33 protein-coding genes are annotated in these 25,621 nt (G+C 39.6%); 24 read left to right on the top strand and 9 right to left on the bottom strand.

Annotation, left to right across the window (positions count from 1 at the left end; genetic code table 11):
• Positions 1-8 precede the first annotated feature (8 nt).
• From AMR95_RS17975 to AMR95_RS17995, 5 genes are all read right to left on the bottom strand, one after another.
• Positions 9-677, bottom strand: a complete 669-nt coding sequence (locus AMR95_RS17975) for an ATP-binding cassette domain-containing protein (RefSeq protein ID WP_058839037.1) — start codon at positions 675-677, stop codon at positions 9-11.
• Positions 670-1,215: a hypothetical protein gene (locus tag AMR95_RS17980; protein ID WP_034280043.1), complete on the bottom strand. Its 546-nt coding sequence runs from the start codon at positions 1,213-1,215 to the stop codon at positions 670-672. Before AMR95_RS17980 ends, AMR95_RS17975 begins: the two co-directional genes overlap by 8 nt.
• 21 nt (positions 1,216-1,236) lie before the next feature.
• Entirely contained in the window at positions 1,237-1,776 is a 540-nt protein-coding gene (locus AMR95_RS17985; RefSeq protein ID WP_231746909.1) for a stage II sporulation protein M, read from the bottom strand.
• Entirely contained in the window at positions 1,739-2,644 is a 906-nt protein-coding gene (locus tag AMR95_RS19470; protein ID WP_231746910.1) for a hypothetical protein, read from the bottom strand. Before AMR95_RS19470 ends, AMR95_RS17985 begins: the two co-directional genes overlap by 38 nt.
• 933 nt (positions 2,645-3,577) lie before the next feature.
• Positions 3,578-3,904, bottom strand: a complete 327-nt coding sequence (locus AMR95_RS17995; RefSeq protein ID WP_024423066.1) for an uberolysin/carnocyclin family circular bacteriocin — start codon at positions 3,902-3,904, stop codon at positions 3,578-3,580.
• Positions 3,905-4,135: 231 nt separating this feature from the next.
• On the opposite strand from AMR95_RS17995, the gene AMR95_RS19475 reads away from it, so the two are divergent.
• The 9 genes from AMR95_RS19475 to AMR95_RS18035 all read left to right on the top strand — a co-directional run bounded on the left by AMR95_RS19475 (position 4,136) and on the right by AMR95_RS18035 (position 10,982).
• Positions 4,136-4,474 (top strand): hypothetical protein, encoded by a 339-nt coding sequence (locus AMR95_RS19475; protein WP_231746918.1) that lies wholly within the window; start codon positions 4,136-4,138, stop codon positions 4,472-4,474.
• A complete protein-coding gene (locus tag AMR95_RS18000; RefSeq protein WP_331457639.1) occupies positions 4,422-4,700 on the top strand; it encodes a GNAT family N-acetyltransferase in 279 nt (92 codons plus the stop codon). Before AMR95_RS19475 ends, AMR95_RS18000 begins: the two co-directional genes overlap by 53 nt.
• On the top strand, positions 4,669-5,271 hold the full coding sequence (locus AMR95_RS18005) for a delta-aminolevulinic acid dehydratase (RefSeq protein ID WP_412056684.1): 603 nt from the start codon (positions 4,669-4,671) through the stop codon (positions 5,269-5,271). Before AMR95_RS18000 ends, AMR95_RS18005 begins: the two co-directional genes overlap by 32 nt.
• A 155-nt stretch (positions 5,272-5,426) precedes the next feature.
• Positions 5,427-6,830, top strand: a complete 1,404-nt coding sequence (locus AMR95_RS18010; RefSeq protein ID WP_058839039.1) for a polysaccharide deacetylase family protein — start codon at positions 5,427-5,429, stop codon at positions 6,828-6,830.
• A 107-nt stretch (positions 6,831-6,937) separates the two neighbouring features.
• The gene (locus AMR95_RS18015; RefSeq protein WP_058839040.1) at positions 6,938-7,129 is read left to right on the top strand and encodes a hypothetical protein; all 192 of its coding nucleotides are present in this window, start codon (positions 6,938-6,940) and stop codon (positions 7,127-7,129) included.
• A 281-nt stretch (positions 7,130-7,410) separates the two neighbouring features.
• Positions 7,411-7,836, top strand: coding sequence for an NUDIX hydrolase (locus tag AMR95_RS18020; RefSeq protein WP_058839041.1), 426 nt, complete (start codon positions 7,411-7,413; stop codon positions 7,834-7,836).
• 35 nt (positions 7,837-7,871) lie between these two features.
• Positions 7,872-8,288 carry a hypothetical protein gene (locus tag AMR95_RS18025; RefSeq protein ID WP_058839042.1) on the top strand — a complete coding sequence of 139 codons (417 nt, stop codon included), beginning with the start codon at positions 7,872-7,874 and terminating at the stop codon, positions 8,286-8,288.
• A gap of 393 nt (positions 8,289-8,681) precedes the next feature.
• A complete protein-coding gene (locus AMR95_RS18030; RefSeq protein ID WP_231746911.1) occupies positions 8,682-10,451 on the top strand; it encodes a T7SS effector LXG polymorphic toxin in 1,770 nt (589 codons plus the stop codon).
• A 15-nt stretch (positions 10,452-10,466) separates the two neighbouring features.
• A complete protein-coding gene (locus tag AMR95_RS18035; protein WP_058839043.1) occupies positions 10,467-10,982 on the top strand; it encodes an Imm6 family immunity protein in 516 nt (171 codons plus the stop codon).
• 136 nt (positions 10,983-11,118) lie between these two features.
• Here AMR95_RS18035 and sigK read toward each other — a convergent pair whose 3' ends face one another.
• Positions 11,119-11,847: an RNA polymerase sporulation sigma factor SigK gene (gene sigK / locus AMR95_RS18040; RefSeq protein ID WP_034738387.1), complete on the bottom strand. Its 729-nt coding sequence runs from the start codon at positions 11,845-11,847 to the stop codon at positions 11,119-11,121.
• Between the two features lie 218 nt (positions 11,848-12,065).
• On the opposite strand from sigK, the gene AMR95_RS18045 reads away from it, so the two are divergent.
• The 4 genes from AMR95_RS18045 (at position 12,066) to AMR95_RS19335 (ending at position 15,140) form a co-directional block, all read left to right on the top strand.
• Positions 12,066-13,187 carry a response regulator aspartate phosphatase gene (locus tag AMR95_RS18045; RefSeq protein ID WP_041086294.1) on the top strand — a complete coding sequence of 374 codons (1,122 nt, stop codon included), beginning with the start codon at positions 12,066-12,068 and terminating at the stop codon, positions 13,185-13,187.
• A 171-nt stretch (positions 13,188-13,358) separates the two neighbouring features.
• Positions 13,359-14,099 carry a polysaccharide deacetylase family protein gene (locus tag AMR95_RS18050; RefSeq protein WP_058839044.1) on the top strand — a complete coding sequence of 247 codons (741 nt, stop codon included), beginning with the start codon at positions 13,359-13,361 and terminating at the stop codon, positions 14,097-14,099.
• A gap of 84 nt (positions 14,100-14,183) precedes the next feature.
• Positions 14,184-14,912 carry an SGNH/GDSL hydrolase family protein gene (locus AMR95_RS18055; RefSeq protein WP_058839099.1) on the top strand — a complete coding sequence of 243 codons (729 nt, stop codon included), beginning with the start codon at positions 14,184-14,186 and terminating at the stop codon, positions 14,910-14,912.
• A gap of 78 nt (positions 14,913-14,990) precedes the next feature.
• A complete protein-coding gene (locus tag AMR95_RS19335; RefSeq protein ID WP_162842499.1) occupies positions 14,991-15,140 on the top strand; it encodes a hypothetical protein in 150 nt (49 codons plus the stop codon).
• A 135-nt stretch (positions 15,141-15,275) separates the two neighbouring features.
• Here AMR95_RS19335 and AMR95_RS18060 read toward each other — a convergent pair whose 3' ends face one another.
• On the bottom strand, positions 15,276-15,416 hold the full coding sequence (locus tag AMR95_RS18060; protein ID WP_003217327.1) for a sporulation histidine kinase inhibitor Sda: 141 nt from the start codon (positions 15,414-15,416) through the stop codon (positions 15,276-15,278).
• A gap of 361 nt (positions 15,417-15,777) precedes the next feature.
• Here AMR95_RS18060 and AMR95_RS18065 point away from each other — a divergent pair, with 361 nt between their 5' ends.
• The 8 genes from AMR95_RS18065 to AMR95_RS18100 are packed head-to-tail and all read left to right on the top strand — an operon-like array spanning position 15,778 to position 20,796.
• Positions 15,778-16,299 (top strand): YqeG family HAD IIIA-type phosphatase, encoded by a 522-nt coding sequence (locus AMR95_RS18065; protein ID WP_008356191.1) that lies wholly within the window; start codon positions 15,778-15,780, stop codon positions 16,297-16,299.
• A 2-nt stretch (positions 16,300-16,301) separates the two neighbouring features.
• A complete protein-coding gene (yqeH, locus tag AMR95_RS18070) occupies positions 16,302-17,402 on the top strand; it encodes a ribosome biogenesis GTPase YqeH (protein ID WP_058839045.1) in 1,101 nt (366 codons plus the stop codon).
• A gap of 21 nt (positions 17,403-17,423) precedes the next feature.
• The gene (aroE, locus tag AMR95_RS18075) at positions 17,424-18,266 is read left to right on the top strand and encodes a shikimate dehydrogenase (protein ID WP_058839046.1); all 843 of its coding nucleotides are present in this window, start codon (positions 17,424-17,426) and stop codon (positions 18,264-18,266) included.
• Positions 18,260-18,550, top strand: coding sequence for a ribosome assembly RNA-binding protein YhbY (yhbY, locus tag AMR95_RS18080; RefSeq protein WP_058839047.1), 291 nt, complete (start codon positions 18,260-18,262; stop codon positions 18,548-18,550). Before aroE ends, yhbY begins: the two co-directional genes overlap by 7 nt.
• 13 nt (positions 18,551-18,563) lie before the next feature.
• Positions 18,564-19,133, top strand: coding sequence for a nicotinate-nucleotide adenylyltransferase (locus AMR95_RS18085; protein ID WP_058839048.1), 570 nt, complete (start codon positions 18,564-18,566; stop codon positions 19,131-19,133).
• Positions 19,123-19,686: a bis(5'-nucleosyl)-tetraphosphatase (symmetrical) YqeK gene (yqeK, locus tag AMR95_RS18090; protein ID WP_058839049.1), complete on the top strand. Its 564-nt coding sequence runs from the start codon at positions 19,123-19,125 to the stop codon at positions 19,684-19,686. Before AMR95_RS18085 ends, yqeK begins: the two co-directional genes overlap by 11 nt.
• Positions 19,687-19,699: 13 nt before the next feature.
• The gene (gene rsfS / locus AMR95_RS18095) at positions 19,700-20,056 is read left to right on the top strand and encodes a ribosome silencing factor (protein WP_003217467.1); all 357 of its coding nucleotides are present in this window, start codon (positions 19,700-19,702) and stop codon (positions 20,054-20,056) included.
• Positions 20,053-20,796, top strand: coding sequence for a class I SAM-dependent DNA methyltransferase (locus AMR95_RS18100; protein ID WP_058839050.1), 744 nt, complete (start codon positions 20,053-20,055; stop codon positions 20,794-20,796). Before rsfS ends, AMR95_RS18100 begins: the two co-directional genes overlap by 4 nt.
• 48 nt (positions 20,797-20,844) lie before the next feature.
• Here AMR95_RS18100 and comER read toward each other — a convergent pair whose 3' ends face one another.
• Entirely contained in the window at positions 20,845-21,693 is an 849-nt protein-coding gene (comER, locus tag AMR95_RS18105; protein WP_058839051.1) for a late competence protein ComER, read from the bottom strand.
• 90 nt (positions 21,694-21,783) lie between these two features.
• Between comER and AMR95_RS18110 the strand changes: the two genes are divergently transcribed.
• From AMR95_RS18110 to AMR95_RS18120, 3 genes are all read left to right on the top strand, one after another.
• Positions 21,784-22,413, top strand: coding sequence for a helix-hairpin-helix domain-containing protein (locus AMR95_RS18110; RefSeq protein WP_058839052.1), 630 nt, complete (start codon positions 21,784-21,786; stop codon positions 22,411-22,413).
• A gap of 65 nt (positions 22,414-22,478) precedes the next feature.
• On the top strand, positions 22,479-23,048 hold the full coding sequence (locus AMR95_RS18115; RefSeq protein WP_058839053.1) for a ComE operon protein 2: 570 nt from the start codon (positions 22,479-22,481) through the stop codon (positions 23,046-23,048).
• On the top strand, positions 23,041-25,368 hold the full coding sequence (locus tag AMR95_RS18120; protein WP_058839054.1) for a DNA internalization-related competence protein ComEC/Rec2: 2,328 nt from the start codon (positions 23,041-23,043) through the stop codon (positions 25,366-25,368). Before AMR95_RS18115 ends, AMR95_RS18120 begins: the two co-directional genes overlap by 8 nt.
• A gap of 39 nt (positions 25,369-25,407) precedes the next feature.
• Here AMR95_RS18120 and AMR95_RS19060 read toward each other — a convergent pair whose 3' ends face one another.
• Positions 25,408-25,542, bottom strand: a complete 135-nt coding sequence (locus AMR95_RS19060) for a YqzM family protein (protein WP_012010638.1) — start codon at positions 25,540-25,542, stop codon at positions 25,408-25,410.
• Positions 25,543-25,621 lie beyond the last annotated feature (79 nt).

Here is a 25,621-nt window from a genome sequence, read left to right on the forward strand (position 1 = left end):
TTGTATGGTTAACGTTCCATTTCATTTAATTTTCCTTGGTCCAGCTGGAAGAAACGATTTCCTAATTCTGAATAAAGGTAGCGCTGATGGCTTGTAAATAAAACGCATCGATGTGAGAATTCTTTTTTTAATAAAGAAATCGATTGAATTTGAGAGGCTTCATCAAGAGAGGTAAAAGGCTCATCAAGAATAATCAGCTCTGGTGATCTTGCCACCATACTATTAAAAAAAAGTTTATATCTCATGCCCAATGAATACTGTTTGACAGGCATTTTTAGGGCATGAGTTAAATCAAATGCATCACAAAGCGATAGAAAGGTTTCTTTGTATAAAACCTTTTCCGACTTTTTCATATTCCATAAAGACTGGATAAGCTCCATATGCTCGAAGCCAGTGAGCGCATCATAGACTAAAGGTTTATCTGGAATGTACGCTACCAGACTTTTATATTGAGCGGTTCCAGGGTGATGCTGCCCGTTAAGTAAAATCGTTTCGGATGCTGAAGGAAGCAGACCTGCGATGATCTTTAAAAGTGTCGATTTACCGCTGCCGTTTTTTCCAATAATACAAGCTCGATCACTTTCTTTCAGATCAAATGACACATGATCGAGAAGGTGAGAAGTCTTTTCTGTTGTTTCATAGTGAAAAGATAGCTGAGACACTTGAAGATTAGCCATTGATGAATCCTCCAATAACAAACGCAGTAGTCACCAGCATATACAAGATCACAGTTGCTAAGGCAGCTTTTTTTGATCCTTCAGCATAGTAAATAATTCCATCATAAAGGATGCGTAAAAGATATAAGTTGAATAAGAAGGAAACTATTTGAATCAAGAGAAAATAGTGATCTAATTGTAACACCATCACACAATAGATCGCTGCACTATTCACTAATAAAAGAAATGCATTATAAACCAAAATAACAAGATACATTTTACGTAAAATAAAAGCTTTATGAAAAAAATACATATAAATAGAAGTTAGAACAGTACTGAGAAAATTTAAAATGAAATAAAGCGGAATTGTCAGCAAAAAGATAAAAACAATGCTGGCAAGTTGTTTCCCAGTGGATAAAGGTTCATCTACTAACAAATCAATAATAAAAAATGTTAAAAAGACAGTCGACACAAATAAGGATAGTAAGACAAGGCCTACAATAGTTTTAATTGATTGATTCTGATTGAAAAATTGCTTAGGTCGTAGAAGTAGCTCCATGGAACCACATTCTCCTTTCTTCTATGGTAGATGTACATGGCTAACGTATTGCTCTAAAAGAGATGCTGTGAATAAAAGAACGGCTGCTGCAAAAATCAATTGAAGCACAGTTAGGATCAGTTTTTTTAATTCAATTGTTTCTCCTTTTATAAATCGATATAGATAAATAAAAGGAAAAGAGCTGACGATTGAAAACAGAATTAATCCAAGAACTTCTACAAAAGCATGAGGAAGGAGTCCTGTGAATAGCTGCTGCGCTTCGTGATTGACAATCAGATACTGAACGAGCTTGCCGATTATGTAGCCGTTGTAAAAAAGAATGCCTGCAGACATGATCCCGCCTGTAAAAGCTCCGATGCCTAATATCGCCATTCCAACTTGTAAATTGTTTAAGAAAATAGATAGAAAAAACATCTCTTCATCCTTTTTAAGATAAGGAATCTGATCATAAGGAAGAAGGCTTCCGATTAGCACAGCTGCAATAAAGATAGCAGCGTAGAGGTAGCCGAGGCGTAGAATCAGTCTATTCTCCGATATAAAATACCTTATTTTTTTCAACATATTCAATCCCTTTATAGATGGTCTTGCGGCATAACACCCAGCAAATCACGGAAACAATCACAAAATACAAAGCAAACAGAACGCTAACGAGACTTGTAGAATGCTGCAAAATAGGTAGAAAAGAGGTCAAGATCATATAGTACATGAAAGGCAACACGAGAAAATTCCTAGCAAAGGCCTGTCCTTTATCGATAACATCTATTTCTTCATTGGTTGTCCCTATTTCATGCTCGTGAATAAAATTAAATTTTGTTATGAATGGAAACAAATACAGCTGAATCAATGGAAAAATGAAAAAGCCAACTCCCAATGCCACCAATTGAATAAGCATCTGAACATCAAAAAGTTGATATGCACTAATGATTGTTAGATTAATGAACAATAGAAAGAGTGATGGTATGGAAAATAAACAATAAAATAACTGGATTTTTGATAAGAAAAACTGCATAAGAGATGTTTGAGAAAGTCCATAAAGCCAAATATTCTTTTTTTCAGCACTTAAAGAAAATATAGAAGGGGTCAGCATTCTCATTTCATATGTTTGATTAGCTAAAATCATCACATTTAAAGTGAATAATAGCTGAACTTGCAAGGTATGATGATCAATAATCGAGATCAAAGCGGTCATAACCCCGACATAGAAGAAGGCTTCATATGACATAAACATATAATTAAAAAACTCTTTAGACAGCAGCCACCTTTTTTCTTTTAGCACCTTAAGATCTTTTTGAATCAGCATATTCTTTTGAAACAGCGAGCTCTGAATTTTATCAAGTGCTTGAAAGTACCAATAAAATAAATCTCTAAAATGTTTTGAGCTTTGATCATACTCTTTTCCAGTCGGAATCCAGCGAACAGGGGTCTTCATAAGGAGTATTGCAGCTAATATCACCACGAAAAATGTGACAGGTGAAGTAAAAAGCGCAAGAAATTTTAGAAATACCGAATCCTGTGAAAATAAAGCATGATGGATTTGTTGAAGATTATTCTGATATAAAGACATCAAATTGTTTGAAAGTGTAATCCAAAACGCATCTTCTGCAAGCGAAGAAATTGATTGAAAAAGTTGTCGGAAAGTGTGATAAAAAGGGAAAATAATGTTCGATATAAGAACCCTTCCGAATAAGAAGAAAAGTAAAGAGATGCTTGTGAAAAAAAGAACACGAATGATTCCAATTTTTTTTACGACAATGTTATAGATGTAAGCACCAAATATCTTATTGCTGACGATAAAAAGTAAGAAGCCTGTTAATATAACATTGAGATGCTTCAACCAGAATAACAAGTCATGTGTTTGAGCAATGAAATATTGAAAGAGAAAATAGATCAAATAAGTACTCAAGCTTGTAAAAAGAAGCCAAAGCAACTCTGAAAATAAAAGCGTTTGAAAAAGACGTCTCGAGGAAACAGGTGCAAGCTGTATCAACTCTTCAAAAGGAAGAATATGCGTTCTTCTATAAGATTCAATTCCTTTGACAATAGAGAAAAGGAACAAAAATATCACAAAAGCACTTTCCCATTCTATTTGATAGACCGGAGAGTAAAGATATGAAGAAATAACGAATACAATCAGGCATCCGAATAAAGTATCTAGGATACAAGAAAATAATATGTACTGTTTAGATGAAAACGATTTAAAAAATGGAACCCTGCGTATGATAAACTGAGCTAGATTTGAATATTGTTGTTTCATTCTAATTGATAGAAGTAGTGATAATAACGGATATAACATCTTCTCACCTGCATAAAAATTTAAATAGAAGGAGAACAAAGTCTCCTTCTATTGGGTCATAAAATTGAATTACCAAGCAATAACGGCTTTACGGCCTTTTTTCTTAATTTCGTTTTTAAGGTACTGACGAATTGTCTCTTTACCAGCCGCTGCAATGAGAGAAAGACCACCTGATCCAACAGCAGTTAAAATGGAGACAATTGTTGTAACAGCCCCACCCGCTTCAACCACGTTCAGAACAACAGCTGCAACACTGCCTGGAATACCAAATTCTTTTGCTAGATCAGCAACGGGCAGCATTTGTAGCGAGAAGGAAAAAAGAGCTAGCATAAGGAATCCTACTGCTAAAGCACCAAAAAGAACATGTAGTTTGATTTCGTTTTTTGTTTCTGTCATATCAAATTCCTCCCTTTTTTGTATTTTTATTACTATTATATCTTAAGATATCTTTTAGTTCATCGCAATCCTTTTTTTTCATTTTTTTCATGAATTAGTTATAGATTAATATAAAAAAAGTGAAAAGATAAGTGAAAAAAGAATCGTTTTTGCTAGAATAAAACACGTAAACATGATCGGAAATACCTTGTTTTTACAGGTGAGGAAGCGAGTCAGAGAAGCCTATATCTTTTGATCAAAATCTCTTTTCAAGATAAAATTGGAAGTATCCATCATTCTTTTGGAGGTGATTTTCTGAATATTCGATTGTTAACAACAGATGATGCTGAAGAATATACAGCACTCAGACTAGAAGCACTGCGAGTAAATCCAGAGGGTTTTGCGATGAGCTATGAGGAAGAGCAATTCAATACAAAGGACAAATATAAAGTGCGTTTTGCTTCGGCTCAATCTATGTGGACATTTGGCGCTTTTCATCAAGGGCAGCTTGTGGGGGCAGTCGCTCATCCAAGAAACCTTGCAGAAGTTAAAGCACCGAGCGAATTTGACTGCGATGTATGTAACACCTAGTGCCCGCGGAATGGGAGCAGGCAAGACCTTGATGACGAAAGCTCTTTCCTTCGCGCAAGAACAGCAGGACATCGAGCAAGTGTATTTATCAGTGGTGACAACTAATCATTCAGCAAAGCGCCTCTATCGCTCCGTTGGATTTGAGTCGTACGCTGTCGAAGAAAAAGCGTTAAAATGGGCTGATACATATGCAGATGAGGAAAAAATGGTTTTATTTTTATCATAGACTGGAGGAGATAGAAGTGAATCAACAGGCCATACGCATTACGTTAGCAGCAGGTCCCAATAGTGAGTTGGAATCTTTTGCACTGCGTGCAGCACTTGAAAACTTCGGCGCGAAAGTCGATATGCATTGGATCGGAAGACCAAATGACCTGATTCATGTGTTATCTGGTAGAAATAGAGGAGAAATAGATTACCTTCTTTTATCGTTTCATGGTGAAGAAGGAGCATTTATCATGCCTGAATTAGGGGAAGATGTATACGAAGATGAAGAGCCTAGGGATACTGCTTTTGGAGCGGATGAAATCAAGCGGTATGCTTCCTTAGAAGGAGTTCATGTTATCTCTACAGGCTGCACACTAGGAGAGAAAAATCTAGCAGATGCTTTTTTAGAGGTAGGAGCTACATCTTATTCGGCGCCGGACGATTACATAGATGGGAATGCAGCTTTTATCTTTGTGCTGACCATGATGTACGAGCTCATGAACAATACAAAGACAGTCAGAGCCGCATTTGATCGAGCGCGTTCCATTGATGAAGAAACGAAATTATTTCAACTATATATGCAAAAGTAATCAAAGGACTGAGAAATCAGTCCTTTTTTATTCCTCTCTAAAAATGTGTCGAAAATGTGACAATTGTGTGATTTGCAAACTAAAAAGGGGGCATGCAAAGTCTATCCTACAAACACGTCATTCAGGTATGACGGCATCACGAGAGGAGAATCATTGTGTCAATTAAATGGAAAGTCAGTCTCGTCCTATGCGGACTTGCGATGATCATCGGAATCGCCGCGTTTTATCATAATCAGCAGGCAAGCGGGACAGAGAAGAAGAAGGTAGCACCAGATGCGAGCTATAAAGAAGTTGAAATTGTGACCCTCGTGAATGACGGGAGATACTTAAGATATGCTGTGAACTATCCTGTGTTTCATCAAAAAAAGCTAGATCAAGAGATGAAAAGATTTGCAGAAACAGCGCTCGATAAATTCAAAACATCATTTAGTGAAGCAAGTGATGTCGATGAAGATCATCGATACGAATTAAACATAGATTACGAGATTACTCATTATGCCAAACAAACTGCTGCGATCAAATTCAATACATATGAATTGAAAGGCGGAGTAAAAGGCACACATGAAACGAAGATATTCAATTTTGATTTCAAGAAACAGCATTTTTTATCGATAGATGATCTATTTTTATCAAAGAAAGAAAGTCTGAAAAAACTGTCTCAAATGACATTTGAGGAGTTAAAAAAAGATCGCTCTCTTGCTGAAAACAAGCATTTGCTTAAACAAGGAACATCTCCTGAGGCAGAGCATTATCAGTATTTTGCCATCAAAGATCGTTTTATTGAATTCTACTTCCCAGCGGGGCAAATTGCACCAGACAAGAAAGGCCCTCAAGTGCTGGCGATTAAGAAAACACTGATTAAAGGAATGTTAAAGCCAGAATACATCAATAAAGAAAAGAACAAAAACGAGAAAAAAGAACCGATCGCAAAAAGAAAGATTGTAAAACTGCCTAAACAGCGAATATTTAACCCACATCAAAAAGCCATTGCCCTTACATTTGATGATGGACCAAATCCATCAACGACTTCAAAAATCTTAACAGCTTTAAAAGAAAACAAAGGACACGCGACATTTTTTGTATTAGGCAGCAGGGTTCAATATTATCCCGATATGCTAGGTGAAATCAGAAAAGGTGGAAATGAAATCGGAAATCATTCCTATAACCACCCTTTACTCACAAGACTGCCATTAAAACAAGCCATCAAACAAGTAGAAGATACGCAGCAAATTATTGAAAAAGCTAGCGGATTCACACCCACTCACTTTAGACCGCCATATGGTGGAACAAACGGACAGATCAACGAGGCTGTCAACATGAAAGTCACGCTTTGGGACGTTGATCCTGAAGACTGGAAATATCGCAACAGCCAATACGTCGCAAACTACATTCTTTCACATGCGTCTAGCGGAGAAACCGTCTTAATGCACGACATCTATGACACCTCTGCCAACGCAGCTGTCACGATCATCAAAGAATTGACGAAGCAAGGATATCAGTTACTAACAGTATCGGAGCTTGAGCAGTGGAAGGAAGCACGGGCGAAAAAGGTGAATTGAATACGTTAAAAAGATGCGAGTCTTAATGGATTCGCATCTTTTTTAAAGCATATTATGAAGATAAAGGGAAAATATGTTAAAGTGATTATAGAAAGGGAGGGCTTCAAATGGTGTTGATGAGGTTGATCAGCATATATATGCTGACAGCGTTTAGTTTGGGATTTGTTATAAACTATGTACCTGGTTTGATGCTGCCCATCTATATTCTTTCGATGATTGGGCTCATTTTATGCCTCGGTCATATTGCGCTCCATTATATTCGGCGAATTAGATATATGTTGTTTGAGGAAAAGCGGTAAGATTCCTCCTATGGAAAAAAACCTCCTGCTAGTTGCGTGAGGTTTTATTTTTTTTATGTTCTAACAGTTTGATGATTTTCCCGTTTGGTGCTTTAATTTGTCTCAAAAGAGAAACGAAATTCCCCGTAAATCGTATGAGGACAATAAGTAACATGATGACCATCTACAAGCAATGACCTCCAATCGGTATGAAGGATACAGTACAATAAGAGTGTATAAAATGAACAGTTCATGCCACCTATTCGACTATTGGTGTGAATGGAATGTTAAGGGGGATTCATTTGAAACGAGTAGACGTGGTTTCAGCTATTATTTATGACGAGGAAGAAAATATATTAACGGTCAAGAATGTAAAGGGATATTGGGAACTTCCGGGCGGTGCTGTGGAAAAAGGTGAACACCTGCAGCAGGCTGTCATCCGTGAAGTGAAAGAAGAGACAGGGTATGTTGTCAAAGTAAATGAACTTCATTCGGTTCGTGAAGCATTCTTTCAAGATAAAAAGCATCATGCGCTGATCATTACGTTCTTTGCGGAAATGATCGGGGGAGAGATGAACATTCTAGATCCGGATCAGGATATTGAAGAAGTAAAATGGGTCAGCACTCAAACCTTTCAAAAGCTAAACCCAAAGCTATATCACATGCTAAAATTAAACCAACAAACACAAGCTTTTTATGATTTTGAGGGAAATAGAACAATCGGTTAAATCTAAATTGATATAGGCATGAAGGAGCGATATTGATGTTTTTATACTACGGACCCATAGGAGCTCCAGTAGAAAATCCGGGAGAAGAATTCATGAAAAAGATCTTCTTTCAGGAGGGTGAAGAGTATTGGAAACAAGGAAACGGGGAATCTTCCATTGAGATAGAGGAAGATGGGGAATGCGAAAGTCTAGTTTTCTTTTATACTGAACCGTATGGATTCTTTATCATCAGATATCCAGATTTTTTAGTCCCTTTTCAAAAGGTAGAAAAGATCGAAACGATCGAGCATTTGGTCGCTGGATCACCATTGTATGTGCCATCGTGCAGCTATGTCGACCGCAATCAGGCGTATCAAATCATTCAACATTTTTTAACGACAAAAAAGGTACCTGACTTTGTTGATTGGGTTGAGTTGAGGAATATTGATTTTCAGCATAATGTGAAAAGTTAGGGGAGTAAGGTGAAAGTGTGTATAAATAAAAGAATACATAGTTTAGATGAGAGTATGCATTTACATGTAGGATATGTTGAACAAGGTTTTGATTATGAAGGTGTGTTAAGAGTTTAGAAACAGGCAGATGGCTATTGTTTTTTGATCAGAAAAGTTACGGGTTAACGTTTTCAACGGAATATGAGAAGAGGGACGAAGTAGGGCTAATATTGAGGAGTACCCTTTACTACAGGTTTAAAGTTTCGAGAACTCTAAATCATTTGAGTGCTGTTTTTGTATCTTTATTCCTATTTAATGACAAACTTTGTGTTGGTAAAATTGACCTTGTCAATGAATAGGAAGGAGTGAATTCTGCTGGGCAAGATACTTGATGCAAAAGCACTAACAAGTGCCATGGACACAAGGGCAAAACACTATCAGGAACTCCGCGAACAAATGGTAGATTTAAAACAGGCATTACAAAGTGTTGCCAATCTTGGTGATGATTTTACTGGGAAAGGTGCCGATAACATTAAAAGCTTCTACAAAGAGCTCGCCGGAAATGTAGACATGTTTATCAGCTTCATTGATAAGCAAAAAGCCTTTCATGAAGGTGTTTCTGGAACACTTGATGATACGAGCTTTGGCGGCGATACCTTTGTAGAAGAACACTTTTTAGACAACGCAGTACATATGGGCATCAAGAATGCCAAAAGCATTGTAAAGGATCAAAAAAAGGCACTCAAAACGATTTTTCAAGACATTGATGACCTCATTTCCCTAGAGGTATTTGATAGCCTAAACTTTGACGAAAAAATAGAAGATGCAGAAGATGAACGAAAAAAGACGGTCAAAGATCTGAGAGAGCTTGATCAAAATTTAAAAGATGAATATGCTTTGTCAGAGACGGAGCAGCAAGCTACAATGGCATTGTACGCTGAAATGATGAATGCGACAAATGATGGAAAAGCGATTTCGCCTATGAATTTTGATAAGAAAGCGTATCAAAATAGCGAAATCTACAAGGCAAAAAGTGATATTGAAAAGCAAACTTCTGAATATCTGAAAATCAAAAAAGAACAAGAAGAAGCCCGAAAGATTGCGAAGGAACAAGAAGCCCTCGCCAACCGTCCTTGGTATGAAAAAGCACTCGATTATGGCGGAAACATCGTCAATGAACTGACCGGCGTGAACGATGCAAAACGTGCCGCAACAGGCGTTGATCCAATCACGGGCGAGGAACTCACCGCAGGTCAGCGAGTCGCGGCAGGAGGCATGGCAGCAGCCGGTTACATTCCAATCGTCGGCTGGGCAGGCCGCATTTTCAAAGGCGGAAAAGCAGTCTATAAAACCACTCAAGCCACATCAGCCGCAGTGAGAGCGGTTGACGTTTACAAAACATCACAAAAATCCTTTGACGCCCTAAAAACATCTCAAAAAGGCTTATACGGCCTCACCGCCACCAACGGCTTCAGCGAAGCAATCACAGGCCGAGACATGTTTGGAAACAAGATCTCAAAAGAACAGCAGGAAGCAAGTATGAATGCGGCGCTTGGAATGCTTTTGCCGTTTGGGGCGAAAGGGTTTAATAGCAGAATGGGAATTAATCAGAAAAGCAACCACCTTAATCAAGCAAGCGTAGGAAAGACTGATTTAGATCGTTTGCGGAAGAAGTGGAATGTTCCAGAAACTCAAACTGTTGCTGTAGGAAAAACAGATGTCAAAGGTTTGGAACGTAGCGTGTTCGAAGGTGGGTCGCCAAAAGTTAGGAAAGAAGGAGGTCTTCCTTCATTAGATGAAGTTTATCCTGATCGGAAAATTAAGGCACCATATAAAAGATCAGTTAGAGGGCACGCTCAATTTATGGATCATGCAGAAGAAGGCGTAATAGCAGAATTTGAGGATGCAGTTAAAAAGGCAGGACTTAAACCAGAAGAGATAAAAGGTATACTAAATATCCATCAATCCAATCCAAATGGAGTTTGTAATAAATGTACAAAAGGTTTGTTTGATCGAGTTCCAAGTGAGGAAAGAGGAATATTCAAGCAACTGACAGATCACTATCCTGAATTGAAAATAAAAGTAACAACAGAACGAGATCCAAGTGTCCCACATCCAAGAGATACTTTATCTTTTGATGTTAAAAATGGTGTTACAGAAAATGTTGTTAAAATAAAAAAATAGGAAAGAGGCTATAGAATGGATTTTATAAATGACCTTAGTGAAGAAGCTAAAGTTGCTCTAGGATTAGCAATAGCTGAAAAAATGTATACATTCATAGATAAAGAAGATGATGGTTACCACATAGGAGAAAAAGCTTTAGATGATTGCTGGAAATGGCTTTCTGGGAAAGAGTTAAGTGCAGATGATTTATGTAATTATATAGATAGTGAAGATTATATGGATGTAGCCGAGTTCGCTACTAAAGAAAAAGATGAACAAAAACAATATGGCTGGTATTCAGTTTTAGATGCAGTTTCTTACACGGCGTATCAAGCGTATAAACGAGAAAATAAAAAATTTGTTCCTCAAGTGTTAGAGGTAATAGACGATGAAACATTAATTGTAATGTGGGAAAATGCAATTGAATCAAAAAAGATTGATAGGGCTGAATTAAATACCTTGAGAAAATATTTAATTGATCATTATCCTAGCAAAGATCACGATCATAACAAAATATATTTAATTAACAAAGAGGACATCGCAGTCATTTAAATTAGATTAATTGGGCGATATGAATAAAGGGCAGCTATTATCAAAAGAAATGCAGAGAGACAGTAGCGTAGCTTAGTGCCGAAATAAAAAACAGACCTCATGAGGTCTGTTTTTGTTAGAAGTTAGGGGGATTTTTTCACTTCCCCTTCTCCCGCTTCCGTTTCTCCTTCTCCGCCCGGTAAAACTCATGAAACATCTTCATCAGCGCGCGCTTTTCAATCCGTGACACATAGCTCCGCGATATCCCAAGCTCTTTGGCTATTTCCCGCTGCGTTTTTTCTTTCTTTAAATCAAGACCGAACCGACCAACGATGACTTCTTTTTCTCGGCCGTCGAGAATGTCGATATACTCCTTTACTTTTTCAAGCTCCATGTTGAGCTGAATGGTATCGATCACATCTTCATTTTCGGATTTTAAGACATCGATTAATGAAATTTCATTGCCTTCTTTATCCTGACCGATGGGGTCATGCAAGGAGACGTCTTTTTTCGTTTTTTTGAGCGCGCGTAAGTGCATGAGAATTTCATTTTCAATACACCGCGCTGCATACGTTGCAAGCTTTGTTCCTTTTCCAGAGGAATAGCTTTCGATGGCTTTAATGAGTCCGATCGTCCCGATGGAGATGAGGTCTTCAGCGTCTTCCCCGGTATTTTCAAATTTCTTTACAATATGGGCGACGAGCCGAAGGTTATGTTCAATCAGCATGTTTCTTGCGTGTTCATCGCCCTGTGCCATGAGGGCTAAGTATTTTTTTTCATCATCTCCCGAAAGGGGCTGTGGAAAGGCATTGTTTTTGACATAGGACACTAAAAACACCAATTCTTTGACCATCAATCCCATCGCTGTAAATACTCCTGCCACGATTTTCACCTCCACCATGTTTAGGCTGCTGCCTATATCCTCAAATGTATGTGAAGGAGGGATTGTCTGTGTCTGTACGATGAAAAAATCATCTTTTTCAAAAAAATCGTGCTTCTGTTCGTCTCTTTTTTATGTTTGCGGTTTCTTTTCGGTGCTTGGCGGTCAAGAAGCGTGCTAAAATATGTAATATTAGACCGAAAAGGAAGGGGTCATTTCGGAACATGGGGAAGGTTCTATCTTCACATGTAGGTATGAAAATTAATGAATGGTATCGAATGATACGGCAGTTCAGTGTTCCAGATGCGGAAATCTTGAAAGCGGAAGTTGAAGCGGAAATTGAACAGATGGAAGAGGACCAGCATTTACTGATTTATTATCAGCTCATGTGTTTTCGGCACCAAATCATGCTTGACTATATACACCCTTCAAAATACCAACCTTTCTCAGTATCTAATTTAGTCGATAAAATCGAAAATTCCAATCATGAGTTATCTGATATGCTGCATTATTACCATGCATTTTTTCGTGGCATGCATGAATTTAGTCAAAAAGAATATTTAGAAGCCGTCAAATATTATCGAGTGGCAGAAAAGCAGCTGTCCATGGTATTTGATGATATTGAGCAGGCAGAGTTTCATTTTAAAGTGGCAGAAGCCTACTATATCATGAAACAAACACATGTCTCCATGCACCATATTTTAAAGGCGCTGGAAATATACGATCAGCATGATGCGTATACCATTCGCATCATTCAATGTCTCTTTGTCATTTCAGGAAATTATCAAGATTTAAAACGAAAAGACCGGGCACTGCCTCATTTAAAAAAGGCAAAACAGCTCGCATCTCAAATTGATCACCCGCGCATATACAGTTCAGCGCTCTATAATTTAGGAAAATGTTATGGCGAGCTTGGCTATAGAGAGGAAGCGGAACGATATTTAACGGAATCCGCTGATCTTGCCCGCAAAGAGCTGCTCCCAACGCTTCCGCATACGCTCTATACGCTGGCGAAGCTGCTTTTTAGACAGAATGAACAGGCGGATGCCCTGCGCATATTAGAAGCTGGGAAATTGGCTGCAAAGAAGCATGAAGACCAGCTGTTCTGTCATATGTTTGAGTATCTGGATGCTTTATATGTTCAGGAAATCAATGAAGACCAACTGCAAAAAACCATTGATTATTTGGAAAAACTTAGCCTATACTCTTATATAGAGGATATCTCACTAGAAATTGCGACAGCCTTGGAAGCCTCTCAACAATACAAAAAGTCCAACCAGTATTATCAGAAATTATTATGGGCTCAAAATCAAATCCAAGAAGGAGAGTGTCTGTATGAATTCTAAGCAACGTTCGACAGTTGAAGAGAGAAACCAAACGTGAAACACAAAGAGCGGGCCAGTATGGCCGGCTTTTTTTATGTGAAAAAGATGTCGATATCCTCATGAGGTTTGCATGAATTGATGAGAAAGCGGGCAATTTAATTGGTAATGATGTTCGGTGGAGGAGGCGGTCGAATGAAAGGGCTGCATATCTTAATGTGTATATGGCTGCTATGTGCTTTTGTTCCTAATAAAGTAGAGGCACGTACATTAAAACGAGTCGATCTTGAAAAAACGGGACGTGCCTTTTGGGACATGAGAGCGGAACGGAAAAAGATTGCGATCACCTTTGATGATGGACCTCACCCAGTGTATACAAATCAAATATTGGATGTGCTGAAGGAGCATCAAGTGAATGCGAGCTTTTTTGTGATAGGGAGCCGAATCCATGCATATCCGATGATCGCAGAACGGATTGTGGACGAAGGGAATGAACTCGGCAATCATACGATGAATCATACGTATTTTGACCTGTTGTCGTCAAAGGAGATCAAGCGGGAATTAAAAGAATCAGCGGCTCATATCGCTTCACTCCAGCCTGGCGGTCCCTTATTATTTCGCCCTCCTGGTGGACGCTTAACAATGAAATCATTCCGCATTCTGTCAAAGCAAGGGTACGATGTGGTCATGTGGTCCTTTACGCAAGATCCGAAGGACTGGTCAAGACCAGGCGCACATAAAATTGCAAGCCGAATTATTGATCATATTCAAGGCGGCGATATCATCCTTTTACATGATGGCGGGGGAAATCGCAAGCAAACGGTAGAAGCATTAAAGCAGGTGATTTCTGAATTAAAGAAGAGCGGCTATGAATTTGTAAAAGTAAGTGAGCTGCTGCACCATGACAAAGCATATATGCCAGTTCAACTGCAATAGTAATCATTCGTCAAAAACAGTCATTCATTGAAACCAAAAGTCTTGTCGTTTACTATATGAAGAGGGCTTTTGGAGGTGAATGTTGTGAAGAAGTATGTTTTCCTACTTATCCTATTATGTGTTGCTGCTGGGTGCTCAAAGCCAGTACAAGAAAGCGTCATTGCATTTGGTGACAGCAATACAAGAGGATCAAACTGGGACTTTCGAGATTATCCAACATCTGAAAAATGGGTGAATCTCATGAAAAACGTCGAGCGCGGCCAAATTCAAGTGAAGAATGCAGGCATTGGTGGGCAGACGACTGAAGACGCGAAACTGCGCTTTAAGCAGGATATTTTAAAACAGAAACCAACTTACGTTCTCATCATGTTCGGTACGAATGATGCGGCGATTTTAGACGGGAAACATCCCCGAGTGACGAAAAAACGGTTTAAAGAAAATTTAACCTACTTCATTTCTGAAAGTAGAAAAGAAGGCATTGCCCCGATTCTCATGACCTGTGTTCCTGTTGTAGAAGGCGGGAAAAAGGGCTTGTATTATTACTCCAGATATAAGTCATCTTATTTTGCCGGGAGAGGCGGGGCAAGAGCTTGGCAAAACTCTTATAATGACATCACGAGAGAAGTAGCGAAGGATGAGCAGGTGCCGCTTGTCGACAACTGGAAAGCTTTCATCAGAGAAGCTGGTGAAGATAGTGATCATGCCCTGATTCAGTCAGGCTTGATCGACCCTTCTGGCAATCATATGACACCAAAAGGGGCGAGAATTATTTATAACGAAATCAAAGAGCGTGATGTCATCAAACATTTTTAAATGATGGCCATCTGCCTAAACAAGACCATCCATCCTGCATAGTCTAACAGTATATCTTCTTAGAAGGAGGTAACTGATATGTGGGGATGCCCTTATCCTTACCCTGCGTGTTCGCCTTATCCAGCACAAGGAGCAGGAATCGGTTACGCTTTTCTTGTTGTGTTCCTTGTGGTCATTTTAGTCGTAGGCGGAGGGTTATGGTTTTGGAATGAACAGCCTTGCAATTAAGACACCTCTTCTTTTATCAGAAGGGGTGTTTTTTACGGAAAATAGTAGTAAGCCTATAGCGCAAGTGATATAATATCAGTCACCTGAGTTTAAAAAAGGAGAGTGCTCGGGAGGCATGGTTCCTGTGATATGGAATTAAGAGGAAACAGAGAGCATATGCCCGAGCGAACGTCTTTTCATTTCTGTCTCAATTAATTCAATGAAGTCGCGATTTAAGTTCATTTCATTTGCTTTATAATACGATTCTATAAGTAAATCATCTGACAGCTTTTTCATACTAGAAACCCATATGATGGGAAAAACACCTCCCCTGAAAAAGTTGGCATAAAATTTGAGGAAAAGACATATCATCATAGGTTGATCGACTGTCTTTGAAGTACCTTTAATCTACCATGAATGGGAAACAAGAACAATCGTTCTGTTATCCACATGGTTAAGTGGATAACTTGTGGGTAGAGTGTTTATAATTGAATGAAAGCGTGATGAAATATAGGTGGATAATGTGTGTAAAATTATCCACACCTGTTGAAGGTCCTCATCATATGTCGAAAACTTTTTCATTGTATTCGATAGACAGACAAATTGTGATTTGATTCGACACAATCGCTGAAAACCAATGGAAGAAAGGGTGCAAATTGTGCTAAAGAAGTATTTCTTACCGGATGAATTTGTGAAAAGTATTTTCCACATTTCACCGCAAAAATTAAAAGAACGAAATGTAAAAGGAATTATTACTGATCTAGATAACACACTAGTAGAATGGGACCGTCCAAGTGCGACACCGCGCTTAATTGAGTGGTTTCAAGAAATGAAAGATCACGGGATACAAGTGACGATTGTATCGAACAATAATGAAAAAAGGGTCAAGCTTTTTTCTGAACCGGTTCATATCCCGTTTATCTATAAAGCGAGAAAGCCTATGGGAAGAGCCTTTAATAAGGCAGTCGCTGATATGCAATTGAAAAAAGAAGATGTGGTTGTCATTGGGGATCAGCTCATGACAGATGTTCTTGGCGGGAATCGTCATGGCTTCCATACGATTTTGGTCGTTCCTGTTGCTGCCTCGGACGGATTTTTCACAAAGTTTAACAGGCAGATTGAACGCAGAATTTTAGGAGCCTTAAAGCGTAAGGGCCACATTCAGTGGGAGGAAGAGTAATAATGGAAAAGGTTGTTTGTATTGGCTGCGGTGTAGCCATTCAGACGGAAGATAAAGATCAATTAGGATATGCGCCGGCAGCATCTCTATTGAAAGAAGATGTGATCTGTCAGCGCTGTTTTAGGTTAAAGAACTACAATGAAATTCAAGATGTTTCTTTAACAGAAGACGACTTTTTAAATATATTGCACAGCATTGGAGAGACAGATTCTCTCATTGTGAAGGTCGTTGATATTTTTGACTTTAACGGAAGCTGGATCAATGGACTGAGCCGTATTGTCGGTGGTAATCAGATTTTACTTGTCGGCAACAAAGTGGATATTTTACCGAAATCCGTGAAAAAAGATCGTCTGATTCATTGGATGAAACGGGAAGCAAAGGAAAACGGATTAAACCCTATTGATGTTTTCTTAATTAGTGCAAGCAGAGGCCAGGGCGTACCTGAGGTGATGGAAGCGATTGATCATTACCGCGAGGGAAGAAATGTCTATGTTGTCGGCTGTACGAATGTTGGGAAATCAACATTTATCAATCGAATCATCAAAGAAGTATCTGGAGAAGAGAATGTCATTACTACCTCCCAATATCCAGGTACTACACTTGATGCGATTGAAATTCCGCTTGATGATGGGTCTGCTTTATTCGATACGCCGGGCATCATCAACCGACATCAAATGGCACACTATGTCAGCAAAAATGACTTGAAGATTTTAACGCCGAAAAAAGAATTGAAACCGAGAACGTTCCAATTAAATGAAGCACAAACGCTTTATTTTGGCGGACTGGCTCGATTTGATTACGTAAAAGGCGGCAGAACGTCATTTGTCTGCTATATGCCAAATGAGCTGAACATTCACCGTACAAAGCTGGAGAACGCAGATGATTTATATGAAAAACATGCAGGAGAACTGCTGTCACCGCCATCAAAAGAGGGAATAGAAGATTTCCCGCCGCTCGTTCCGCATACCTTTACCATTGATCAGCCAAAAATGGACATCGTCTTTTCAGGTTTAGGCTGGGTCACTGCAAATGATGCGGACAAGCAAATCAAAGTTTATGCGCCAAAAGGCGTTCATGTGTTTATGAGACGTTCGTTAATTTAAATGTTCAAAGGGGGAGAGACCTTGAAACCTTTATACGGAGTAATCGGCAACCCTGTTGGCCACTCAATGTCTCCGGATATTCATAATGCAGCACTAAAGGATGCTGGAATAGATGGACATTATCATGGCTTTCAAGTAGAAAATGATGACCTGAAAGATGCGATTAGCGGCATGAAAGCGTTAGGAATCAGAGGCATTAACGTCACTGTTCCGCACAAGGTAGAAATCATGAAGTACCTTGACAAAATTGATGTGACAGCTGAACGCCTCGGTGCCGTCAATACGGTACGGCGCGAAGGGGATCAGCTCGTTGGGTACAATACAGATGGAGAAGGCTTTCTTCATTCATTGCTTGAAGCCTTGGATCAGCCGTTATCAGAGCTATCATTTCTCTTGATTGGTGCTGGCGGAGCGGCAAGAGCGATTTATACGACAATTGCTCAGTATGCACCGAAGAGCTTTGATATTACGAACCGCACCATTGAAAAAGCTGAAGCTTTAATTGAAACTGCAGAGGGGAAAATCACATCTCATGCAATCACATTAAATACAGCAGAAGAGCGGCTTGGGGAATATGATGTCATCATCCATACGACTTCGATCGGCATGTATCCGAATGTTGAAGAAACCCCGATTTCTTTAGCGAACGCAAAAAAAACAGCGGTCATTTGTGATATTGTGTATAATCCAATAGAAACAAAACTGCTAAGTGAAGCAGCAGGTTTAGGCTTGAAAACAGTAGATGGGGTTGGCATGTTTGTTGGACAAGCAGTAAGAGCCTTTGAACTGTGGACAGGCATTACGCCTGACGCCGGAAAAATGAAGTCAATTGTCATAGAGAAATTAGGAGGAACACCATGTTAAAAGGTAAGCAAAAACGTTTTTTACGTGCACAAGCACATCATTTATCACCTATTTTTCAAGTTGGAAAAGGCGGGGTAAATGACAATATGGTCAAGCAAATTTCCGAGGCGCTTGAAGCAAGAGAACTGTTAAAGGTCAGCGTATTGCAAAATTGCGATGAAGACAAAACGGAAGTTGCGCAAGCACTTGTAAAAGGTGCAAAGGCTGAACTCGTTCAAACGATCGGAAATGTGATTGTCCTTTACAAAGAATCTAAGGAAAATAAACAAATTAAGCTGCCGTAAAGGTGGATGCGATATGAAAAAAATAGGGTTGTTCGGCGGTACGTTTGATCCTCCCCATAATGGGCATTTGCTGATGGCAAGTGAGGTGCGGATTCAAGTTGGGCTTGATGAAATTTGGTTTATCCCAAACCATATGCCTCCTCACAAAACAGGACGGAAACGAGCAGATAGTCATCACCGGATAAATATGGTGGAGGCGGCGATTCAGTCAAATCCGTATTTTCAGCTCGAGCTCATTGAAATGGAGCGGGAGGGTCCGTCTTATACGGTAGATACAGTCAATCTGTTAAAGAAGCGTCATCCAGAAGATCAGTTCTTTTTTATGATAGGAGCGGACATGGTCGAGTATTTGCCAAAATGGCATCGGATCGATGACTTGCTTCAAATGATCACCTTTATTGGGATGAAAAGACCGGGTTACGTTGGAAGTACGGCATATCCTCTTTTATTTGCAGATGTTCCAGCTTTTGATGTATCATCGACATTGATTAGGCAGCGAATAGAGCAGGGAAAACCTGTTGATTATTTGATTCCGAAAGCTGTTGAGCGTTATATAAAGGAGCATCATTTATATGAATCGTGAAGAAGCATTGAACTGTGTCAAAGAGCAGTTAACAGAGCATAGATATACACATACACTTGGAGTCATGGAAACAGCCATTTCATTAGCGGAACGGTTCGGTGCTGATGTGAAAAAAGCAGAGATCGCCGCTATTTTTCATGATTATGCGAAATTTAGACCAAAGGAAGAAATGAAGGGGATTATCGAGCAAGAGAAGATGAACCCTTTATTGCTTGAATATTCGCCCGAGCTTTGGCACGCCCCGGTTGGTGCCTATTTGGTCAAAAAAGAAGCTGGAATTAGCGATCAAGATGTTTTAACAGCCATTGAATTTCATACTTCCGGCAGACCAGACATGACTTTACTTGAAAAAGTCATTTATGTCGCAGATTATATAGAACCAGGACGACATTTCCCTGGTGTCGAAGAAGTAAGGGAGTTAGCAGAACATGATCTAGATCGTGCACTGATCCAATCATTAAAAAACACCATCAGTTTTCTAATGAAAAAGAATCAGCCAGTCTTTCCAGATACGCTTGCTACTTACAACTCGCTTGTGCATAAGAACAACTAAGGAGGAATTTTGGATGGATTCATCATCAATTTTAAACGTCGCAGCAGGAGCATGCGATGATAAACGGGCTGAGGATATTATTGCCCTTAATATGCAAGGAATCTCACTTGTTGCAGATTATTTTCTCATTTGTCACGGGAATTCTGATAAACAAGTGCAAGCCATTGCAAGAGAAGTAAAACATCTTGCAGAGGAAAGTGGAATTGAAGTAAAGAAGATGGAAGGCTTTGATGAAGCAAGATGGGTATTGATTGACCTAGGAGATGTCATTGCCCATGTGTTCCACAAAGAAGAAAGAGGATATTACAATCTAGAAAAGCTTTGGGGAGATGCGCCGAGAGAAACGCTTTCACTTGGCATTAACTCATGATTTATCAAGGGTTTGCAGGTGTGTATGACGAGCTCATGACACATGCACCTTATGATGAATGGGTTCAATGGATCCAGCAGTATATGAAGCCGAATGCTGCCATCATCGATGTAGGCTGTGGAACTGGAGAGATTTCTCTTCGGTTAGCTGAAAAGGGCCACAAGGTCACAGGAATTGACCTCAGTGAAGAAATGCTGGCCTTCGCGCAGCAAAAAGCCCAGGCGAAAAAGCAGTCGATTCAATTTCTACATCAAGATATGAGAGAGGTTACGGGCTTTGAGCAAGCCTTCCAGGCAGCCGTTATTTGCTGTGATTCCTTGAATTACTTAAAAAACGAAAATGACGTCAAAAAAACCTTTAAAAACATGTTTCAGCTTTTAGAGGAAGATGGGGTTTTACTTTTTGATGTTCATACGCCTTATAAAATGGAAGAGGTATTCCCGGGATCGACTTTTGCAGATCAAGATGAAGAGATTAGCTATATTTGGCAGAGCGATAAAGGGGATGACATGTATTCGGTCATTCATTATTTAAGCTTTTTTGTAAAAGATGGAGACATGTATCAGCGTTATGATGAGACGCATGAACAGCGCACATTTCCATTTGAAACATATGCAGCGTTCCTTAAGTCCGCTGGTTTTGAACAAATAGAAGTGACCGCTGATTTTACAAATGAAGCCCCCGGTGAATTCGCCGAAAGATATTTTATCTCAGCTAAGAAACCAAAAACCATCGTTTAATAGAACGATGGTTTTTTAAAACCCTTTTTTCGCTTGTTGCAAAGATAATTAATTTCTGCGATCATCAGTGAACACACTTGGTGGATATTGATGCGCAACTGCTTCAAGATCTTCATCGAATTTTTCATGGGTGTTTTGAAAGAGGCGGTGAAACATATCTTGCACACCTGCTTCAAGTGCTTTAATGCCTTCACCAGTGACCCCGCCTTTCACACATACTTTGTCTTGCAGTGTCGGAAGGGTATAGACTCTTTTCTCAATCAAACGGCCAAGTCCAACAAGCATATCTTCTGATAAGGTGGTGGCTTCTTCTTTAGAAATATCCGTTTCTTCTACGGCCGCTTCAATCATTTTCTGAACGAGAAAACTGATAAAAGCAGGTCCGCAGCTGACAATATCGGAAGCCGCTCTTGTAATCGAATGGTGGATCTCGATTGGTGTTGAAATGCACGAAGCTAACTGTCTTAACGCTGTTTTCGTCACGGCATTGCATGATGAACCAAAAGTTAAAAGTGATGCGCCTGATAATGCGCGGTTTGTAATGCTTGGAATCAGCCTGGCTGTTTGACAAGGAACGATATCCTGAAGCTGTTCAGGATGAACCGGACTTGTAATGATGACAATGGTTTGCTGCTCCGTTAAAAGAGGACTCAGCTCTTTTAAAAGTGGATAAATATCAAGTGGTTTGACACAAACAAAAATGAAATCTTTATTCGTGACAGCCCCTGAAAGCTGTTTCGTTACTTCAAGCTCTGGATGGTTCTTTTTGATATTGAACGCTTTTTCAATGGTTCGGTTTGTAATGGTGATCGATGAGGGATTGACTGCCTTTGATTCAATAAATGCCTCAGTAAGTATGGTACCCATGTTTCCTGTACCGATTAACCCTATATTCAAACGTTCTCCCTCCTTAGACGCATAGGATCTGTTATCTTCTAAACAGTATGTCGAGCAGTAAAAAAATATGATTGAAAGAAGCGTGAGTAAGTGAAACGACTCATTCCGATAAAAAAATACAGTCTTTATATTGCAGCTGGGCTCATGGTTGTGATGATCATCGGTTTCTTCTTTTTCACTGGAAAAGGGGAGGGCAGCAGAGAACCAAATGTATTGAAGGGAGATAAAGACATACAAGTCACATTAGAAGCCAAACAAGAAAAGACAGAAAAAGAGCCATCGACGATTTTTGTAGAAGTCAAAGGAGCTGTAAGAAAGCCAGGTGTTTATACGTTTCAATCTGATGCTCGGGTAGAAGAAGCGATTCGAAGGGCAGGAGGCTTTACTAGCAAAGCAGACTCGATTGAAATCAACCAAGCAGCAAAATTAGAGGATGGTATGATGATTTATGTTCGGAAGCAGGGGGAAGCGGAAAGAGAAACGCAAACAGCATCAGATGACGCATCAATGGACGTTGAAAAGAGTGAGGGTGTAAATGTCAATCAGGCCGATGCAGCCGAATTGCAAACCATTAACGGCATAGGACCAGCTAAAGCCGAAGCTATTATTACGTATAGAGAGGAACACGGAGATTTTCAACAAATTGAAGACTTGCGGAACATTTCAGGTTTTGGGGAAAAGACGATTGAACGGCTGAAAAGTCAATTGACCGTGAAGTAGAATTGACGGTATAGAAGAAAGGCATGTACACTTAATATCAACCATCATTCTGGAGGGATCAGCTCGTGGAGAGAATTTCATGGAATCAATATTTTATGGCACAAAGTCATTTGCTTGCTTTACGAAGCACCTGTGAGCGGTTAGCTGTTGGGGCAACCATCGTAAGGGACAAGCGCATCATTGCAGGGGGATATAATGGCTCCATTGCCGGTGATGTTCATTGTGCGGATGTAGGGTGCTATGTCATTGATCATCACTGTGTTCGCACCATCCATGCGGAAATGAATGCTATTTTACAATGTGCCAAATTTGGAGCACCTACAGCTGATGCTGAAATATATGTCACACATTTTCCTTGTTTACAGTGCTGTAAAGCCATCATTCAAGCGGGTATACGGACAGTGTACTATGCAAAGGATTATAAAAATCATCCATATGCCGTTGATTTATTCGAGCAGGCGGGTGTTCAAACGGAGCAAGTTGAATTAGAAGAAATGATTATCGACTTAAAAAATCAAGAAAAATTGGCCTTTGTTGCAGATTTAATTGGGAAGCTGAGTGAATCAGGACTTAGCGAAACAGAAATTCGCGATATGCATGAGAAGGCGAATCAATTATTTACTTCCTATGTTTAAATATTTGCCGTTTGGGGCAATTTCAGCAGCTGTTGGAATTGCTCTGGCTGCATATCATCTTCATATATATTTCCTTCTCTTTCTTCTCATCATATTACTTCTCAGCCTACTGAAAAAAATGCCTCAGCTCTTTTTAATGGCCAGCCTATGCGGGGCTGTCTATATACTTATTTTTATGGTTCATGAGTCTCTTGAAACGGAGCTACCCGTTCAAGAAAAATTCCTATCTGATTCCGTTGTGATTGAAAGCATTCCGAAAACAGATGGCAATCGTTTTTCAGCGACTGTATCGACAGACCATGAACGACTAGCCACTTTTTATACAATTCAAACAGAGCGTGAAAAAGAGGCATTAAAAGAGGTAGAACCTGGTATGAGCTGTCACATGACAGGTGATGTTCGCCCAGCAAAACACGCCACCATTCCTAACGGGTTTCAATACGATCAATTTTTAAAAACAAAAGGCATTGACGCTATTTTTCTGCCGCAGTCGATCAAAAACTGTACAAAAAAAGGCGGTTCTTCCTACTATCTTCAAGCGATGAGGCAAAAGGGTTTGACATTTTTAGAGGACCATGTGCCAAAACACTCTGTTGGCATTGTACAGGCACTTATTTTTGGCGATCGTGAGTTGATAGAACCTGACACATTAAGAGATTATCAAATGCTCGGTATTATTCATTTACTAGCGATCTCAGGACTGCATGTGCAAGCGCTTCTTGCATGTTTATTTTGGTGTCTCCTTCGTGTGGGTGTGACAAGAGAGACAGCGCGTATTCTTCTATTATGCTTTCTTCCTGTTTATGCTTGTTTGACAGGTGCTGCACCATCTGTGTTAAGAGCTTGTCTCATGGCAGGAATCTATTTAGTGATGACTAGTCTGCCAAAAGAATTGAAACAGCCTTCTGCTGTGGTATTAAGTGCAACGTTTTTACTCTTATTAGCGATTCATCCTCTTTATTTATTTGATATCGGATTTCAGCTTTCCTTCGTGGTGACGTTTTTTATTTTGTTATCGTCTAGGATTTTATCAAAAGCAAAAAGTTCGGTCATGCAATTATTACTGATTTCCTTTATTGCACAGCTTGCTTCGCTCCCTGTTCTTTTATATCATTTTCATCAATTCTCTTTACTGAGCGTTCCTTTGAACATGATATTTGTTCCTTTTTATACGACGATCGTCATGCCACTATCCTTACTCTTTTTTCTTTTGACGATCGTTTATCTTCCGCTTGGACAAACATTGTTTCAACTGCTTGATTCGGTGATCCAGCTTAGTCATCAATTGTCAGCCTATATGGCTGTTTTTGATGGATTCAACTTGATTTTTATGAAGTCAATTTGGTGGCATATTGTTCTTGAGGTGAGTGCCTTAATTGTTCTGTTAGTTGTGATGGAGTGCAAAACGTCTGTGAAGTCCTATGCTGTGCCGCTCCTTTTTCTCATTGGTGTCTTGAGTGTTCACTATTTCACCCCGAATTTTTTCGAAAAAGGGGAAGTGACGATGCTGGATGTAGGACAGGGGGATAGTTTGTTTATTCAGCTGCCCTATCGAAAGGGGCACCTGCTTGTGGATACGGGAGGCAGACTTTCTTTTGAAGAAGAACCGTGGAAAAAAAGACGAAAAGTGTCTACGATCGGTGATCAAACGCTGATCCCGTTTTTGCATTCTAAAGGAATAGCGAAACTTGATGTCCTTATTCTGACGCATGCGGATCAAGACCATATGGGAGAAGCAGTTCGGTTAATCAAGCGAAATAAAGTAAAGCGGCTGGCCATTCCAAAAGGCTTTGCACGGAGTCCAGAGGATGCGGAGCTGTTAAAAGAAGCAGCTGATCAAGGGATCATGATTGATGAATTAGAGAGAGGAGATCAGCTTCAGATTGGAGAGCAAATATTTGACGTTCTTCATCCGTCTCGTGATCGAGTGACAACTAAGAATAATGATTCACTTGTTTTGACATGTACTTTAGGCGGGAAGCGGTTTATGCTCACTGGAGACCTTGAACAAGAAGGAGAGCGAGACATTATAGAAGCCTTTCCTCATCTGCGGGCAGATATCTTAAAGGTTGGACATCACGGGAGTAAAGGGTCAACAAGCGAAGAATGGCTTCAGCATCTCAAGCCCTCACATGCACTCATTTCAGCAGGTGAACGCAATCGTTATCAGCATCCACATCAGGAAGTCTTGAAAAAATTAAAGGACCAGCAAATGAAGGTGTATCGTACAGATACCGACGGGAGCGTGACGTATGAATTTCTCGATGAGGAAGGAACGTTTTACACTCACCCTCCATATGATATCTTACAAACTCAATAAAAAAACTGCCAAAACGGCAGTCATGTAACCTTCATGAAGTTAAGATCCAACGAGGTGTATAATAGTTGCCAAAATAAACATTGAGGCGAAAAATCCGAATGTGACGATAAAACCAACGGCTGAGTCGGTCACATCATTCCGCTTGCTTTGAACATTTTTTTCAAATTCATTCATTTTCATCCCTCCTGGCTAATTTTAGTATACTTGAACTCATTTGGAATTGCTAGAAGGTAAAGTAACCGTTTTCCATTTT

The sequence above is a fragment of the Bacillus sp. G1(2015b) genome (genome assembly GCF_001482475.1).
Lineage (GTDB): Bacteria > Bacillota > Bacilli > Bacillales > Bacillaceae > Bacillus > Bacillus safensis.